Origin of the sequence: Rhodanobacter sp. C06 (genome assembly GCF_002001105.1) — a bacterium.
Classification (GTDB): Bacteria; Pseudomonadota; Gammaproteobacteria; order Xanthomonadales; family Rhodanobacteraceae; genus Rhodanobacter_A.
The window spans coordinates 23,882-37,718 of record NZ_MUNP01000077.1 but is presented as its reverse complement, the minus strand read 5'-3'; the positions used below and the strand labels follow the sequence as shown (position 1 = coordinate 37,718).

Sequence of the window (13,837 nt, the reverse complement as noted above, 5' to 3'; positions counted from 1 at the left end):
GGCTTGATCAGGCCAGCTTCTTGTACTTCACCCGATGCGGGCGCGCGCCTTCGTCGCCCAGGCGGCGCTTCTTGTCGGCCTCGTACTCGTTGTAGTTGCCCGGGAAGAACTCCACGTGCGAGTCGCCTTCGAAGGCGATGATGTGGGTGGCGATGCGGTCGAGGAACCAGCGGTCATGCGAGATCACGATCGCCGCGCCGGGGAATTCCAGCAGCGCGTCTTCCAGCGCGCGCAGGGTTTCCACGTCGAGGTCGTTGGACGGTTCGTCGAGCAGCAGCACGTTGCCGCCCTGCAGCAGGGTCTTGGCCATGTGCAGGCGGCCGCGCTCGCCGCCGGACAGGCTGCCGACGATCTTCTGCTGGTCGGTGCCCTTGAAGTTGAAGCGGCCGATGTAGGCGCGCGACTGGATCTCGAAGTTGCCGATGGTGAGGATGTCCGAACCGCCGGAGACTTCCTGCCACACGTTGTTCTTCGGGTCGAGCGCGTCGCGCGACTGGTCGACGTAGGCCAGCTTGGTGGTGTGGCCCAGCTTCACCTCGCCCGAGTCCGGCGTCTCCTTGCCCATGATCATCTTCATCAGGGTGGATTTGCCGGCGCCGTTGGGGCCGATTACGCCGATGATCGCGCCCGGCGGCACCTTGAACGACAAGTCCTCGATCAGCAGGCGGTCGCCGAACGACTTGGTGACGTTCTTGAACTCGATCACTTCCTGGCCCAGGCGCTCGCCCGGCGGAATGAAGATCTCGTTGGTCTCGTTGCGGCGCTGGTAGTCGACCGAGTTCAGCTCCTCGAAGCGGGCCAGGCGCGCCTTGCCCTTGGACTGGCGGCCCTTGGCGGCCGAGCGCACCCATTCCAGTTCCTTCTCGATCGCCTTCTGGCGCGACTTCTCCTGGTTGGCTTCCTGCTTCAGGCGCGCGTCCTTCTGCTCCAGCCATTCGGTGTAGTTGCCCTTCCACGGGATGCCGCGGCCGCGGTCGAGTTCGAGGATCCACTCGGCGGCGTTGTCCAGGAAGTAGCGGTCATGGGTGACCGCCACCACGGTGCCAGGGTAGTCGTGCAGGAACTGCTCCAGCCAGTCGACGGACTCGGCGTCGAGATGGTTGGTCGGTTCGTCCAGCAGCAGCATGTCGGGCTTGGACAGCAGCAGGCGGCACAGCGCCACGCGGCGCTTCTCGCCGCCGGACAGCGGGCCGATCACCGCATCCCACGCCGGCAGGCGCAGCGCGTCGGCGGCCACTTCGAGCTGGCGCTCCAGCGCGTGGGCGTCGTTCGCGGCGAGGATGCCTTCCAGTTGCTCCTGCTCCTTGGCCAGCGCGTCGAAGTCGGCGCCTTCCTCGGCGTAGGCGGCGTAGACCTCTTCCAGCCGCTTCTGCGCGTCGAGTATCACCGACACGCCTTCCTCGACCACTTCGCGCACGGTCTTTTCCGGGTTCAGATCCGGCTCCTGCGCCAGGTAACCGATCTTGGTGCCGGGTTGCGCACGCGCCTCGCCCTGGAAGTCGGTATCCACGCCGGCCATGATCTTCAGCACGGTGGACTTGCCCGCGCCATTGACGCCGAGCAGGCCGATCTTCGCGCCCGGGAAGAACGACAGCGAGATGTCCTTGATGATCTGGCGTTTCGGGGGGACGATCTTGCTCACCCCGTTCATGGTGTAGATGTATTGCATGCGTGCTCCCTGGCTGCGGTGCGCCGGCCACTGCTGGCGCGGCCCGGACGGGTAGGTGGGATAAAGACCGCCAATTATCGCCGATAGGTCGTTTTGCCGCCATGCCGGGCGCCTTCCGCGGCCCGATTCCCCGTGCAAGCTTTCGCCGACGAGGCTGGGGTTGGGGCGGGCGAATGGATGGCATGGCATACGGAGCAAGGCGGGTGCTGACCCGGCTGGACCGGTGGGCCGCGCATCGGGCGCGCCCCCGCGGCCGGCTTGCCGTTGTCGCCCACGAATTCGTGGTGTTCGGCCTCAAGCAGGCCGCGGCCTGCCTGTTCGGTGGGCTGATGGTGGCACTGCTGCTGGCCAGCTGGCGCTGGTATCCGCGCGATGCGGGGTTGTCGCGCTACGACTTCCTGACCCTGGCGGCGCTGGCCATCCAGGGCGTGTTGCTGGCCACGAAGCTGGAGAGCCGCGAGGAGGCGAGGGTGATCCTGCTGTTCCATGTCGTGGGCACGGCGATGGAGCTGTTCAAGACGGCAGTGGGGTCGTGGAGCTACCCGGAGCCGTCCCTGCTGCGGCTGGGCGGCGTGCCGCTGTTCACCGGTTTCATGTACGCGGCAGTCGGCAGCTACATCGCCCGCGCGTGGCGCTTGTTCGACTTCCGCTTCACCCGGCATCCGCCGTTCGGCGCAACGGTGGCACTGGCCGCGGCCATTTACCTCAACTTCTTCACCCATCACTTCCTGCCGGACGCGCGGCCGCTGCTGTTCGTGGCGGTGGCGTGGCTGTTCGGGCCGTGCTGGATCCACTACCGCATCCGCCGCGTGCACCGGCACATGCCGCTGCTGCTGGGCTTCGTGCTGGTGGCGCTGTTCATCTGGCTGGCGGAGAACGTGGGCACTTTCAGCCACGCCTGGCTGTATCCGGCGCAGCGGCAGGGCTGGCACATGGTGCCGTTTGGCAAGCTGGGCGCGTGGCTGCTGCTGATGATCATCAGCTACGTGATGGTGTCCGCGCTGCACCGGCGGAATGCGCCGGCGAGGGTCCCCCGCTGAGGCCTGCCCGTGACTATCAGTGTCCGGCGCCGGTCAGCGTCTTGCGGAAGAACGCCAACGCGTCGGCATCGATCTGGCGATGCACGGCAACACGGTCCACGCCCGGCGGATCGAGGCAAATCTCCGGTACGTCCTTGGTGAGCTGCGGCGAGCATGGGCTCAGGAACACGTAGTGTCCGGCCTTGGGAATCATCTTGATGCCGGCCAGCGTCTTGATCAGCGGCGCGATGTGCAGGGCGTTGTATCGCGGCACCAGTACGCGGTCGTCCTGACCGTAGTAGAGGAACACGGGGCGGTCGATCGAGGCCAGGCCCGACTTGTCGAAGACGAGACTCTGCGGCGCCATCGCGAAAGCGGCCTTCACGCGCGGGTCGTGCGGATCGCCCCAACGGTGGAACTCGCCCTGCATCGCGGCCAGCATCTGTTCCGGCGTCTGGCCGTGTCGCGCGGCCTCCGCCTTGAAGGCGCCGAAGCCGCCGCACTGGTTCGAATCGTCCGGATGCGCCTTGCAGTAGTCCATGAACCGGGTGAAGCGCGGTACCGCACCGACCAGCAACAGGCTGGTGTAGCCGCCATTCGAGAAACCCGCCACGCCGATGCGTTGCGGATCTATCGAAGTTTTCCAACGCGGGTCGGCCAGCAGCATGTCGATGGCGGCCTTGACCTGGATCGGCCGGCCTATCTCGACTTCCGGGTGCCCGTCGCCGCTGGCATCGTGGAAATTGTCCCTGGGATGTTCCAGCGTGGCGACGATGAATCCGTGGCTGGCGAGATAGACCGCAAGATCGTGATGGCCGAGATCCGATCCACCGTGGCCGTGCGAAATCACCACGAGCGGCTTGGTGCCGGGGATGGCGGCTGCGTTCCTGGTCGCGTGGAGTTGGTAAGGCCCGACCCAGGTTGCCCCCTCGGCATGCGCCGCCGGGTAGAAGACATAGCCGGGCATGGCGCCGCCATTGACCGGGTCGTGGATGGTGATGGGTTGGAAACCCACGCCGGTGATGGATTGGGCGAACAGGGCCAGCGGCGCGCAGCACAATGCCAAGGCCAGCCAGCCACGTTTGAGGATGCGGGAGATTCCGGGGCGCATGGGCGCGGATCCGCCTGGTGTGAAGGCATCGAATGTAGCAGCTTCGTTGAGCCGGTCCGAAGGGCCCGAGCCGATGGACGGCCAAAACCGCTAGAATCCCCCAGTTGCCTTCAAGCCCAGCCAGAGGATCCCGATGTACAGCCACGAAATGCGGATTGCCGGTTACGACCCCGAACTGGCCAAGGCCATCGCCGACGAGGGCCGCCGCCAGGAAGACCATGTCGAGCTGATCGCCTCGGAGAACTATGCCAGTCCGCGGGTGATGGAAGCGCAGGGTTCCAAGCTCACCAACAAGTACGCGGAAGGTTATCCGGGCAAGCGCTACTACGGTGGCTGCGAGTACGTGGACGTGGCCGAGAAGCTGGCGATCGACCGCCTCAAGCAGTTGTTCGACGCCGACTACGCCAACGTGCAGCCGCACTCCGGTTCGCAGGCCAACCAGGCGGTGTATTTCGCGCTGCTGCAGCCGGGCGACACCATCCTCGGCATGTCGCTGGCGCACGGCGGCCACCTCACCCACGGCGCCAAGGTCAACCTGTCGGGCAAGATCCTCAACGCGGTGCAGTACGGCGTGGATGCCAATGGCATCGTGGACATGGCCGAGGTCGAGCGCCTCGCCGTCGAGCACAAGCCGAAGATGATCGTGGCGGGCTTCAGCGCCTATTCGCAGGTGATGGACTGGGCGCGCTTCCGCGCCATCGCCGACAAGGTCGGTGCGTATCTGTTCGTGGACATGGCCCATGTCGCCGGCCTGGTCGCCGCGGGCGTGTACCCCAGCCCGCTGCCGCACGCTCACGTGGTCACCTCGACCACGCACAAGACGCTGCGCGGCCCGCGCGGCGGCCTGATCGTGGCGAGCAAGCAGGGCATGGGCGCGTCGGCCGAGGAGATCGAGAAGAAGCTGCAGTCCATCGTGTTCCCCGGCATCCAGGGCGGCCCGCTGATGCACGTGATCGCCGCCAAGGCGGTGGCGTTCAAGGAAGCGCTGGAGCCGGCCTTCAAGGACTACCAGGCGCAGGTGGTGAAGAACGCCCAGGCGATGGCCAAGGCCATCATCGCGCGTGGCTACAAGATCGTTTCCGGCGGCACCGAGAACCACCTGATGCTGGTCGACATGATCGGCAAGCCGATCACCGGCAAGGACGCGGAGGCCGCGCTGGGCAAGGCGCACATCACGGTGAACAAGAACGCCGTGCCGAACGACCCGCAGAAGCCGTTCGTCACCTCCGGCCTGCGCGTGGGCACGCCCGCCGTCACCACCCGCGGCTATCTGGAAGCCGATTGTGTGGACCTGGCCAACTGGATCTGCGACGTGCTCGACGCGCCGAACGACGAGACGGTGATCGCCGCCGTGCGCGCCAAGGTCGAGGCGCAGTGCAAGAAATATCCGGTGTATGGCTGAGCGCGAGCAGTGAGTGGAAAGGGGTGAGAAGTGAGGGAAAGCCGACACGGATGCTTCCCTCTCGTTTCTCACTTCTCTACTCTCACTCCTGACTTATGCATTGCCCCTTCTGCCAGCACGAAGACACCCGCGTGATCGACTCGCGGCTCACCGAGGACGGCTCCACCGTGCGCCGGCGCCGCGAGTGTCCTGCCTGCGGCGAACGCTTCAACACCTTCGAGACGGCGGAACTGAAACTGCCGGCGATCGTGAAGAGCGGCGAGCGGCGCGAGGCGTTCGACGAGCGCAAGCTCAGGGTGAGTTTCGAGCGTGCGTTGCAGAAGCGGCCCGTGGCCAGTGACGCGGTGGATGCGGCGGTGCGCGAGATCGTCAACGACCTGCGCCGCAGCGGCGAGCGCGAGGTGCCGTCGCGCCAGGTCGGCGAGCTGGTGATGCGCGAGCTGAAGAAGCTCGACCAGGTGGCCTACGTGCGTTTCGCCTCGGTCTACCGCAAGTTCGAGGACGTGCAGGCCTTCCTCGAGGAAATCGCGAAGCTGGAGCACGACTTGCCGGAGCTGGAGAAACTGCAGCTGTCGCTGCTGGCCGGCGGCGAAGCCGCGGCTGCGGAGCCACGTCGCCCGCGCAAGGGTTGACGCTTTTCTCCCTCTCCCCGCCGGGAGAGGGTCGGGGCGAGGGTACGGCCTCGCCTCACCCTTCCTGGGAGTGGATGACCCGCATGAGCTTCACCTCCACCGACCACACCCACATGGCGCACGCCCTGCGCTTGGCCGAGCTTGGGCTTTGCACCACCCAGCCCAACCCGCGCGTGGGCTGCGTGATCGCGCACGGTGACGAGGTGGTCGGTGCCGGTTGGCACCGGCGCGCCGGCGGGCCGCATGCCGAGGTGTTCGCGCTGCGCGAGGCCGGCGAACGCGCCCGCGGCGCCACCGCCTACGTGACGCTGGAACCCTGCGCCCACCACGGTCGCACGCCGCCTTGCGCGGATGCGCTGGTTGCCGCCGGCGTGGCGCGCGTGGTGATTGCCGTGGAGGACCCGTTCCCGCAAGTAGCCGGGCGCGGCATCGAAAAACTGCGTGCTGCCGGCATTGCCGTGGACATCGGGCTGCTGCGCGACGAGGCGCGCGCATTGAACTGCGGCTTCTTCAGTCGCATCGAACGCGGTCGCCCCTTCGTGCGCGTGAAGCTGGCGATGAGCCTGGACGGCCGCACCGCGCTCGCCAACGGCGAGTCTAAGTGGATCACCGGCGAGGCCGCTCGCGCCGACGTGCAGCGCTGGCGCGCGCGCAGCAGCGCCATCCTCACCGGCAGCGGCACCGTGCTGGCGGACAATCCGCAGCTTACCGTGCGGCTTGGTGCGGGTAGCGCTGGCGGTGCAGGCGGCTCGCCTCGGGCGGGCCTTGACTCCCTCTCTCCCGGCTCAGCCGGGGGAGAGGGTCGGGGTGAGGGGGGGGCTTTTGCCCCACTGCGTGTGGTGCTGGACCGCCAACTGCGCACTCCCTCCGGCAGCCATGTGCTGGACGGCAGCGCACCCACGCTGGTGCTGCATGGCGCGGGTGCGTCGTGCGCCGACGATCGCTACGCGCGCGCCGGGCTCGCCGCGGTGGCGGAGCGCGGCGACGCGCTCGACCTCGCCGCCGTGCTAGCCGAACTCGCCGCGCGCGACGTCAACGAAGTGCACGTGGAAGCCGGCCCCACCCTGTGCGGCGCGCTGTTCGCCGCCGGCCTGGTGGACGAGCTGCTGCTCTACGTCGCCCCGCTGCTGCTGGGCGACGCCGCCCGTCCGCTGCTAAAACTGCCGACGCTCACCGACATGGCTGCGCGCTGGCGGCTGGCGGTATGCGACCAGCGCCTTGTCGGGAGCGACATGCGTTGGCGGCTTCGGCCGGAAGCCTGATCCGCCTCTGCGGCGCGCAAGGCCGGAAGCCGATATCGCCGAGTTCCGCGCGTTTGCGCAAGGCCTGGCTGCGCTTGACTTCGAGCGCGCTCGAAGTCCTAGACTCGAACGCATGAGCCAAGCAATTTCGATGAGCGAAGCCTGTCGGCGCACGGGCATCAGCAGCTACACGCTTCGCTATTACGAGAGCGTGGGCCTGATGAAGCGGGTCGGCCGATCCGAGGCCGGCCGTCGCATCTACCGCGAGCAGGACCTGCAATGGCTGGAGATGCTCAAGGTGTTGCGTGGCACCGGCATGTCGATCCGCCGCATCCGTCAGCTGGCGGCGATGGTGGAGCAGGGCGACGCATCGCTGGAGGCGCGGATCGCGTTTTTCGGCGATTGGCAGGCCGAGCTGACGCGGCAGATCGAAGTGCGGCAACAGGCGCTGGCGACCATCGGCAAGAAGATCGTGCGGCACGCCGCCATGCTCGCGGATTTCAAGGACCGAAAGAAAAGGGAACTTCCATGCATCACTCGACCGTAGTCGTCGTTGGCGCCAGTTCGGGCATGGGCCTGGCTGCGGCGCGCCGCTTCTGGGAGCGCGGCGCCACCGTGTGGATGGTGGCGCGTGATCCGGAGCGCTTGCGCGATGCCGCGGCCGGCATCGGCCACGAGCGCCTGCAAGCGCTTTCCGCGGACGTATCCGGCGAGGAAGGGCGCGCGCGCATCCTGGCCGCAGTGGATCGTCTCGACCATCTGGTGTTCACGGCGGCGGATCTGGTCTACAAGCCCTCGCGCGATCTGGACGATGCCGAGGTGATGCGCGCGGTGCGCTCCAAGGTGGTCGGGCCGTACCTGTTGAGCGGCGCGATAGCGGGCAGGATGCCGGCGGCAGGCAGCATCACCTTCGTGTCCGGCGTCGCCGCCGAGCGGCCGAGCCCCGGCGGCAGCGTGACCGGGATGGTCAACGGCGCGATCAACGCGATGGTGCATGGGCTGGCGCTGGAGCTGGCGCCGATCCGGGTGAACGCGGTGTCGCCGGGCTGGGTGGAAACGCCGTTCTGGAAGCGGGTCGCCAGCGACGAGCGCCGCGAGAGCCTGTTCGCGGCGATGCGCGAAAAAATCCCTGCGCGCCGGATAGTCACGGTCGAGGACGTGGCGCAGATGATCGAACTGGCTGCGACCAACCGCGGCGTCAGCGGCACCACGCTGTATGTCGATGGCGGCCAGCGGCTGGTCTGATCGGGCCGGTCGCGTCGCAGGCCCGAGGAGGCAGATGCGTCGCGCACGGGCCGCCGCCGCGCGGGCCGCCCGCAACCTCAGCGGTTGAAGTCAATGGTGAGCTTGCCGAAGTGGCGGCCGGCGACGAGGTGCTCGAAGGCCTCGCGCAACTGGCCGAAGCCGTAGACGTGGTCGATCACCGGCTCCAGGTGCGTGGCCTCGATGGCGGCCACCATCCGTTCGTGCTCTTCCAGCGGGGCAACCGAGATGCCCTGGATCCGCACGCGCTTGAGCACCACCTTGGACAGCGGCAGGGTGGCCTCCATCCCGCCGAGCCAGCCGAGCACGCCGATGAAGCCGTGCATGCGCACCGCCTCCAGCGACTGCGGCAGGGTGGCCGCGCCGACGGTCTCGATCACTGCATCCACGCCGATGCCGTCGCTGGCTTCGCGCACCAGCGCGCCCCACTGCGGGTGCTTCGCGTAGTTGATGCCGATGTCGGCGCCCAGCACCTTCGCGCGCGCCAGCTTGTCGTCGCTGGACGACAGCACGATCGCGCGGGCGCCGCGCAGCTTGGCGAACTGCAGCGCGAACAGGGAAACGCCGCCGGTGCCGAGCAGCAGCACGGTCCGGCCGGTGGTAATGCCGGCCAGCTCCAGTGCCTGCCAGGCGGTGAGTGCGGCGATCGGTAGCGTGGCGGCCTGCAGGCTGGTCAGATGCGCCGGCGCACGCGCCAGCGAATACTGATCGAAGCAGGCCAGCTCGCGCATCACGCCGGGCTCGGGGCCGCCGATCTCGGCGCCTTCCCATTCCGGTCGCATCGCGCCGGCGATCCAGCGCGACTTGTAGAACGTGGTGACGCGGTCGCCGGGCTTGAAGCGGGTCACCGCCGCGCCGACCCCCACCACCGTGCCGGCGCCGTCGGACACCGGCACGATGGGCAGCGACACGCCGCGATACAGCTGGCCGTCGACCAGCATCCAGTCGCGGAAGTTGAGCGAGGCGGCCTCCATGCGCACCAGCACCTCGTTCGAGCCGGGGCGCGGGGCGGGCAGGTCGACCTGCTGCAGGTGATCGAGGCCGAAGGCGGAAAGCTGGATGGCACGCATGACGGGACTCCGTGGTGGGGATGCGGGCATGGTCCCGCCATCGGAGGCTTGCGATAATCCACACGAATGGGTGATCTTTTGTTCACGTCATGAATCAATCCTTCGAGCTCACGCCCGCCCGTCTGCGCGAATTGCGCGCCTTTGCCGCCGCCGCGCGCCGGCTCAACTTCTCGCGCGCGGCGCTGGAGGTCGGCTGCACGGCGTCGGTGCTGAGCCGGCGCATCGCCACACTGGAAGAAGCCGTGGGCGCGCGGCTGTTCCTGCGTACCACCCGGCGCATGGCACTCACCGCGCGCGGCGAGCAGTTGCTGGCGCAGTGGCAGCGGATGGAGACGGTGATGACGGAACTGGCCGCCGGCCTGCGCCCGCCCGACGGTGCGCTGGCCGGACGGCTGTGCGTGCACCTGCCGGCCAGCTTCGGCCGTTACCGCATCGCGCCGTTGCTGGCCGGGTTCATGCGCGAGCACCCCGGGGTGCGCATCGAGGCGGTATACGACGACGCCTACGTCGACATGGTGGCCGGCAAGGTCGACCTGGCCGTGCGCCTGGGCCGGCTGGCCGACGTGCAAGTGGTGGCGCGCCGGGTGGGCACGGTGCGCGTGTTCCCCTGCGCTTCGCCCGATTACCTGGCCGCGATGCCGCCGCTGCGCGACCCGGCCGATCTCAAGGCGCACCGCTGCGTCGCTTTCAGCGGCTATCGCCGCGGCACGCTGTGGTCGTTCAGCCGACAGCGCCAGCGGCGCGCGGTGCGCATCGATCCGGTACTGGTCTGCAACGACTCGCAGGCCATCCGCGACGCGGTGCTGGCCGGCGTGGGCGTCGGCCTGCAGGGCGATTACATGGCCGACGGCTTGGTCGCCGAGGGGCGGCTGGTCGACTTGTTCCCGGACTGGCAGTTGCCGTCCTTCCCGGTCCACCTGCTGTGGCTGCCCGGCGCAGATCGCACACCGGCGTTGCGGCGGCTGATCGATTACCTGGCCGTGGCGCTGGCGCCGGCCTGAGGGGCATGGTGGTAAACTCGCGTCGCCGGTTTTCCGGCAGACAACCACGACGTCTTCAGGGCGGGGCGGAATTCCCCACCGGCGGTAGGCCTTTCGAGGCGAGCCCGCGAGCGCCTTCGCCACATGGCGAAGGGTCAGCAGATCCGGTCGAACGCCGGAGCCGACGGTCAGGTCAACCCGGTTTGCCGGGGCGGCTCACAGTCCGGATGAAAGAAGACGGTTCGACGCGCGGTCCTGCCACGCGCCGGCCTCATGCCTTGGGGCGTTCTCGCATGCCGACACGCGGAGAACGTTTCATGATTCCTTCCATTGCAAGCAAGACGGCTGCCTCCTGTCGGGAGGTGCGCTGATGTTCACCGGCATCATCCAGTCCGTGGGCCGCATCGCGCGGCTCGAACCGCGTGGCGGCGATTTGCGCCTGCATGTGGACACCGCCGGCCTCGACCTTGCCGACGTGCAGCTGGGCGATTCCATCGCGGTCTCCGGCGTTTGCCTGACCGCTGTGACGCTGGAAGCACGCGGCTTCAGCGCCGACGTCTCGAACGAAACGCTGTCGCTGACCACCTTGGGCGAACTCAAGGCCGGCGACCCGGTGAACCTTGAGAAGGCGCTGCGCCTCGCCGACCGGTTGGGCGGCCATCTGGTCTCCGGTCATGTCGACGGCCTGGGCAAGGTGGTGTCGATCACGCCCGACGGCCGCTCGCAGCGATGGACTTTCGAGGTGCCGGCGAACCTGGCCCGCTACATCGCCGCCAAGGGTTCGGTGTGCATCGACGGCACCAGTCTCACCGTCAACGAGGTGGCCAGCCACCGCTTCGGGGTCAACCTTATCCCCCACACGGTGGAACACACGGCGTTCCATGCAAAGCGCGCGGATGATGCGGTGAACATCGAGGTGGACGTGATCGCGCGTTACGTGGAACGGCTGATCGGCAGCGGCGAGGCGCCGAAGCTCGATGAGGCCTTCCTCAGGCAGCACGGCTTCGCGTGATCTTTCCGACCGTCATTCCGGCGAAAGCCGGGTTTTCAACAGACGAATGTCTGGTCATCCAGCGTCTTTAGTCCTTGCACTGCGTTCCTGTACGAAAAGCATGAAGGCACTGGATCCCGGCTTTCGCCGGGATGACGGAAAGGATGTCCAAGGCGCCACGATACTCACGACGACAAAAACGAACGGATATATCCCATGCCCTTCAACACCATCCCCGAAATCCTCGACGACCTCCGCGCCGGCCGCATGGTCGTGATCCTCGACGACGAGGATCGCGAGAACGAAGGCGACATCGTGATGGCCGCGCAGATGGTGCGGCCCGAAGACGTCAACTTCATGGTGCGCGAGGCGCGCGGCCTGCTCTGCCTCACGCTCACCGAACAGCGTACGCGCCAGCTCGGCCTGCGCCCCATGGTGAGTGACAACACCTCGCCATACCACACAAACTTCACCGTCTCCATCGAGGCGGCCGAGGGCGTCACCACCGGCATCTCGGCGCACGACCGCGCACGCACCATCCAGGTGGCGGTGAAGTCGGATGCGAAGCCGCAGGATCTCTCCCAGCCTGGCCACGTGTTCCCGCTCACCGCCCAGCCTGGCGGCGTGCTCACACGCGCGGGCCACACCGAGGCCGGCTGCGATCTCGCCGCGCTGGCGGGGCTGGAGCCGTCGTCGGTGCTGATCGAGATCCTGCACGAGGATGGCTCGATGGCGCGCCGCCCCGAGCTGGAGGTATTCGCGCACAAGCACGGCCTCAAGATCGGCAGCATCGCCGACCTGATCCGCTACCGGCTGGAAACCGAGAAGACCGTCCAGCGCGTGCACGAGGAAGAGGTCGAAACCGAGTTCGGCCCGTTCCGGCTGGTGGCGTACCGCGATGCGATTCGCCACGGCCTGCACTACGCGCTGGTGCGCGGCACGGTGGACGACGGCGCGCCGGTGCTGAGCCGCGTGCACGTGCGCAACACCTTGTCCGACGTGCTGCACCTCAAGCGCGACGACCTCGGCCTTACCGTCACCAGCGCGCTGCGGCGTATCGCCGACGAGGGCCGCGGCGTGCTGCTGGTGCTCTCCGGCGAGGACACGCCCGAAGCGCTGCTGGCGCGCCTGAAACGGCAGCCGGCGACGCTGGCACCCGAGGACGCGCAGCAGCAGGAATGGCGCCAGCTCGGACTGGGCGCGCAGATGCTGGCCGACCTCGGCGTGCGCAAGCTGCGCGTGCTGGGCACGCCGCGCAAGCTGGTGGGCCTCGCCGGCTTCGGCCTGGAAGTCGTCGAACACGTGGCGTGACGCGGCCTGCGTATCCGTAGGAGCGGCTTCAGCCGCGACTGACTGCACGAATCGCGGCTGAAGCCGCTCCTACGCCGCCCTGGTGAACATTTTCGTCATGCGTCGGCCAGATGCTTGCCCGCATAATCAGCTGTCCCAACCCTCGGCTGTTCCCATGCCCGCCACCCGCGTCCGCCTGATCGCCCCCTCCGGCTACCCGCATGATCGCGCCGCGATGGCGCGCGGCGTGACCCGCCTGCGCGAGGCCGGCTGCACGCTGGATGGCCTCGACGTGCTGGAACGCACCGAACTGCGCTACGCCGGCAGCGACGTCGAACGTGCCGCCGACCTCAACGCGCTCGCCGCGCTGGACGCGCTGCCCGACATCGCACTGGCGATCCGCGGCGGCTACGGTGCCACGCGCCTGCTGGAACACCTGCACTACGACGCATTGCGCGAGCGGCTGGCTGGCACGAATACGGTGCTGGTAGGTCACAGCGACTTCACCGCGATCCAGCTGGCGCTGCACGCGAAGTGCGGCCTCGTCAGCTTCGGCGGCCCCATGCTCGGGCCCGACTTCGGCGTCGAGACTTTGAGCGCACTGACCGTGCCGCATTTCTGGCGCATCGTGCGCGCGGCGCAGGGCAGTGCGGAGTGGACCAGCAGCGGCGAGCATGCACTGGACCTCGAAGGCCCGCTGTGGGGCGGCAATCTCGCGATGATCTGCAGCCTGCTCGGCACACCGTACTTCCCGCGCATCGACGGCGGCATCCTGTTCGTGGAGGACGTGGGCGAGCCGCCGTTCCGCATCGAGCGCCTGCTCTACCAGCTGCATCTGTCCGGCGTGCTGGGTCGCCAGCGCGCGCTGATCCTCGGCGATTTCACCGATTGCCGGCCCAGCACCTACGACAACGGCTACGGCCTGGCCGAAGGCTTCGCGCAGATCCGGCGCGTCGCCGGCATCCCGGTGCTGGACGGCCTGCCGTTCGGCCACGTGCCGGACAAGTTCACCCTGCCGTTCGGCGTGCCGGCGCGGCTGCGTGTGAAGGGCGCGGGGGCGCAGCTGGATTTCGCCGGCTACCCGCACCTCAAGTAATCCATCGCGCGAAGACTGGGCTGTTTCCCCCTCCCCTGCTTGCAGGGGAGGGCCGGGGTGGGGTGCTCTTGTG

13 protein-coding genes and 1 riboswitch are annotated in these 13,837 nt (G+C 68.0%); of the genes, 10 read left to right on the top strand and 3 right to left on the bottom strand.

What is annotated here, in order from left to right:
• Positions 1 to 7 precede the first annotated feature (7 nt).
• Positions 8 to 1,669: an energy-dependent translational throttle protein EttA gene (gene ettA / locus B0E52_RS16920; protein ID WP_077485762.1), complete on the bottom strand. Its 1,662-nt coding sequence runs from the start codon at positions 1,667 to 1,669 to the stop codon at positions 8 to 10.
• Positions 1,670 to 1,851: 182 nt separating this feature from the next.
• On the opposite strand from ettA, the gene B0E52_RS16915 reads away from it, so the two are divergent.
• Positions 1,852 to 2,709, top strand: a complete 858-nt coding sequence (locus B0E52_RS16915; RefSeq protein ID WP_254426854.1) for a DUF817 domain-containing protein — start codon at positions 1,852 to 1,854, stop codon at positions 2,707 to 2,709.
• Positions 2,710 to 2,725: 16 nt separating this feature from the next.
• On the opposite strand, the gene B0E52_RS16910 is transcribed toward B0E52_RS16915, so the two are convergent.
• Positions 2,726 to 3,799: a hypothetical protein gene (locus B0E52_RS16910; RefSeq protein WP_139351738.1), complete on the bottom strand. Its 1,074-nt coding sequence runs from the start codon at positions 3,797 to 3,799 to the stop codon at positions 2,726 to 2,728.
• 133 nt (positions 3,800 to 3,932) lie between these two features.
• Here B0E52_RS16910 and glyA point away from each other — a divergent pair, with 133 nt between their 5' ends.
• The 5 genes from glyA (at position 3,933) to B0E52_RS16885 (ending at position 8,319) form a co-directional block, all read left to right on the top strand.
• On the top strand, positions 3,933 to 5,201 hold the full coding sequence (gene glyA, locus B0E52_RS16905; RefSeq protein WP_077485756.1) for a serine hydroxymethyltransferase: 1,269 nt from the start codon (positions 3,933 to 3,935) through the stop codon (positions 5,199 to 5,201).
• Between the two features lie 95 nt (positions 5,202 to 5,296).
• Positions 5,297 to 5,833 (top strand): transcriptional regulator NrdR, encoded by a 537-nt coding sequence (gene nrdR / locus B0E52_RS16900; protein ID WP_077485754.1) that lies wholly within the window; start codon positions 5,297 to 5,299, stop codon positions 5,831 to 5,833.
• An 83-nt stretch (positions 5,834 to 5,916) separates the two neighbouring features.
• Entirely contained in the window at positions 5,917 to 7,095 is a 1,179-nt protein-coding gene (gene ribD / locus B0E52_RS16895; protein WP_254426853.1) for a bifunctional diaminohydroxyphosphoribosylaminopyrimidine deaminase/5-amino-6-(5-phosphoribosylamino)uracil reductase RibD, read from the top strand.
• A gap of 130 nt (positions 7,096 to 7,225) precedes the next feature.
• A complete protein-coding gene (locus B0E52_RS16890; RefSeq protein ID WP_168174222.1) occupies positions 7,226 to 7,621 on the top strand; it encodes a MerR family transcriptional regulator in 396 nt (131 codons plus the stop codon).
• Positions 7,603 to 8,319, top strand: coding sequence for an SDR family oxidoreductase (locus B0E52_RS16885; protein ID WP_168174221.1), 717 nt, complete (start codon positions 7,603 to 7,605; stop codon positions 8,317 to 8,319). Before B0E52_RS16890 ends, B0E52_RS16885 begins: the two co-directional genes overlap by 19 nt.
• 77 nt (positions 8,320 to 8,396) lie before the next feature.
• On the opposite strand, the gene B0E52_RS16880 is transcribed toward B0E52_RS16885, so the two are convergent.
• Positions 8,397 to 9,407 carry an NAD(P)-dependent alcohol dehydrogenase gene (locus B0E52_RS16880; RefSeq protein WP_077485748.1) on the bottom strand — a complete coding sequence of 337 codons (1,011 nt, stop codon included), beginning with the start codon at positions 9,405 to 9,407 and terminating at the stop codon, positions 8,397 to 8,399.
• Between the two features lie 89 nt (positions 9,408 to 9,496).
• Between B0E52_RS16880 and B0E52_RS16875 the strand changes: the two genes are divergently transcribed.
• From B0E52_RS16875 to ldcA, 4 genes are all read left to right on the top strand, one after another.
• Positions 9,497 to 10,408 (top strand): LysR family transcriptional regulator, encoded by a 912-nt coding sequence (locus B0E52_RS16875; RefSeq protein WP_077485746.1) that lies wholly within the window; start codon positions 9,497 to 9,499, stop codon positions 10,406 to 10,408.
• Positions 10,409 to 10,455: 47 nt separating this feature from the next.
• A riboswitch (FMN riboswitch) is annotated at positions 10,456 to 10,630 on the top strand.
• A gap of 127 nt (positions 10,631 to 10,757) precedes the next feature.
• The gene (locus B0E52_RS16870; RefSeq protein ID WP_077485744.1) at positions 10,758 to 11,399 is read left to right on the top strand and encodes a riboflavin synthase; all 642 of its coding nucleotides are present in this window, start codon (positions 10,758 to 10,760) and stop codon (positions 11,397 to 11,399) included.
• A 195-nt stretch (positions 11,400 to 11,594) separates the two neighbouring features.
• Positions 11,595 to 12,689, top strand: coding sequence for a 3,4-dihydroxy-2-butanone-4-phosphate synthase (gene ribB / locus B0E52_RS16865; protein ID WP_077485742.1), 1,095 nt, complete (start codon positions 11,595 to 11,597; stop codon positions 12,687 to 12,689).
• A gap of 154 nt (positions 12,690 to 12,843) precedes the next feature.
• The gene (gene ldcA, locus B0E52_RS16860; protein ID WP_077485740.1) at positions 12,844 to 13,764 is read left to right on the top strand and encodes a muramoyltetrapeptide carboxypeptidase; all 921 of its coding nucleotides are present in this window, start codon (positions 12,844 to 12,846) and stop codon (positions 13,762 to 13,764) included.
• Positions 13,765 to 13,837: the final 73 nt, after the last annotated feature.

Coding starts and splice junctions, on each gene's coding strand:
- B0E52_RS16910 (WP_139351738.1), bottom strand. CDS start 3,799: ATGCGCCCCGGAATCTCCCGCATCCTCAAACGTGGCTGGCTGGCCTTG.
- nrdR (WP_077485754.1), top strand. CDS start 5,297: ATGCATTGCCCCTTCTGCCAGCACGAAGACACCCGCGTGATCGACTCG.
- ribD (WP_254426853.1), top strand. CDS start 5,917: ATGAGCTTCACCTCCACCGACCACACCCACATGGCGCACGCCCTGCGC.
- B0E52_RS16880 (WP_077485748.1), bottom strand. CDS start 9,407: ATGCGTGCCATCCAGCTTTCCGCCTTCGGCCTCGATCACCTGCAGCAG.
- B0E52_RS16875 (WP_077485746.1), top strand. CDS start 9,497: ATGAATCAATCCTTCGAGCTCACGCCCGCCCGTCTGCGCGAATTGCGC.
- B0E52_RS16890 (WP_168174222.1), top strand. CDS start 7,226: ATGAGCGAAGCCTGTCGGCGCACGGGCATCAGCAGCTACACGCTTCGC.
- B0E52_RS16915 (WP_254426854.1), top strand. CDS start 1,852: ATGGCATACGGAGCAAGGCGGGTGCTGACCCGGCTGGACCGGTGGGCC.
- ldcA (WP_077485740.1), top strand. CDS start 12,844: ATGCCCGCCACCCGCGTCCGCCTGATCGCCCCCTCCGGCTACCCGCAT.
- glyA (WP_077485756.1), top strand. CDS start 3,933: ATGTACAGCCACGAAATGCGGATTGCCGGTTACGACCCCGAACTGGCC.
- B0E52_RS16885 (WP_168174221.1), top strand. CDS start 7,603: ATGCATCACTCGACCGTAGTCGTCGTTGGCGCCAGTTCGGGCATGGGC.
- B0E52_RS16870 (WP_077485744.1), top strand. CDS start 10,758: ATGTTCACCGGCATCATCCAGTCCGTGGGCCGCATCGCGCGGCTCGAA.
- ribB (WP_077485742.1), top strand. CDS start 11,595: ATGCCCTTCAACACCATCCCCGAAATCCTCGACGACCTCCGCGCCGGC.
- ettA (WP_077485762.1), bottom strand. CDS start 1,669: ATGCAATACATCTACACCATGAACGGGGTGAGCAAGATCGTCCCCCCG.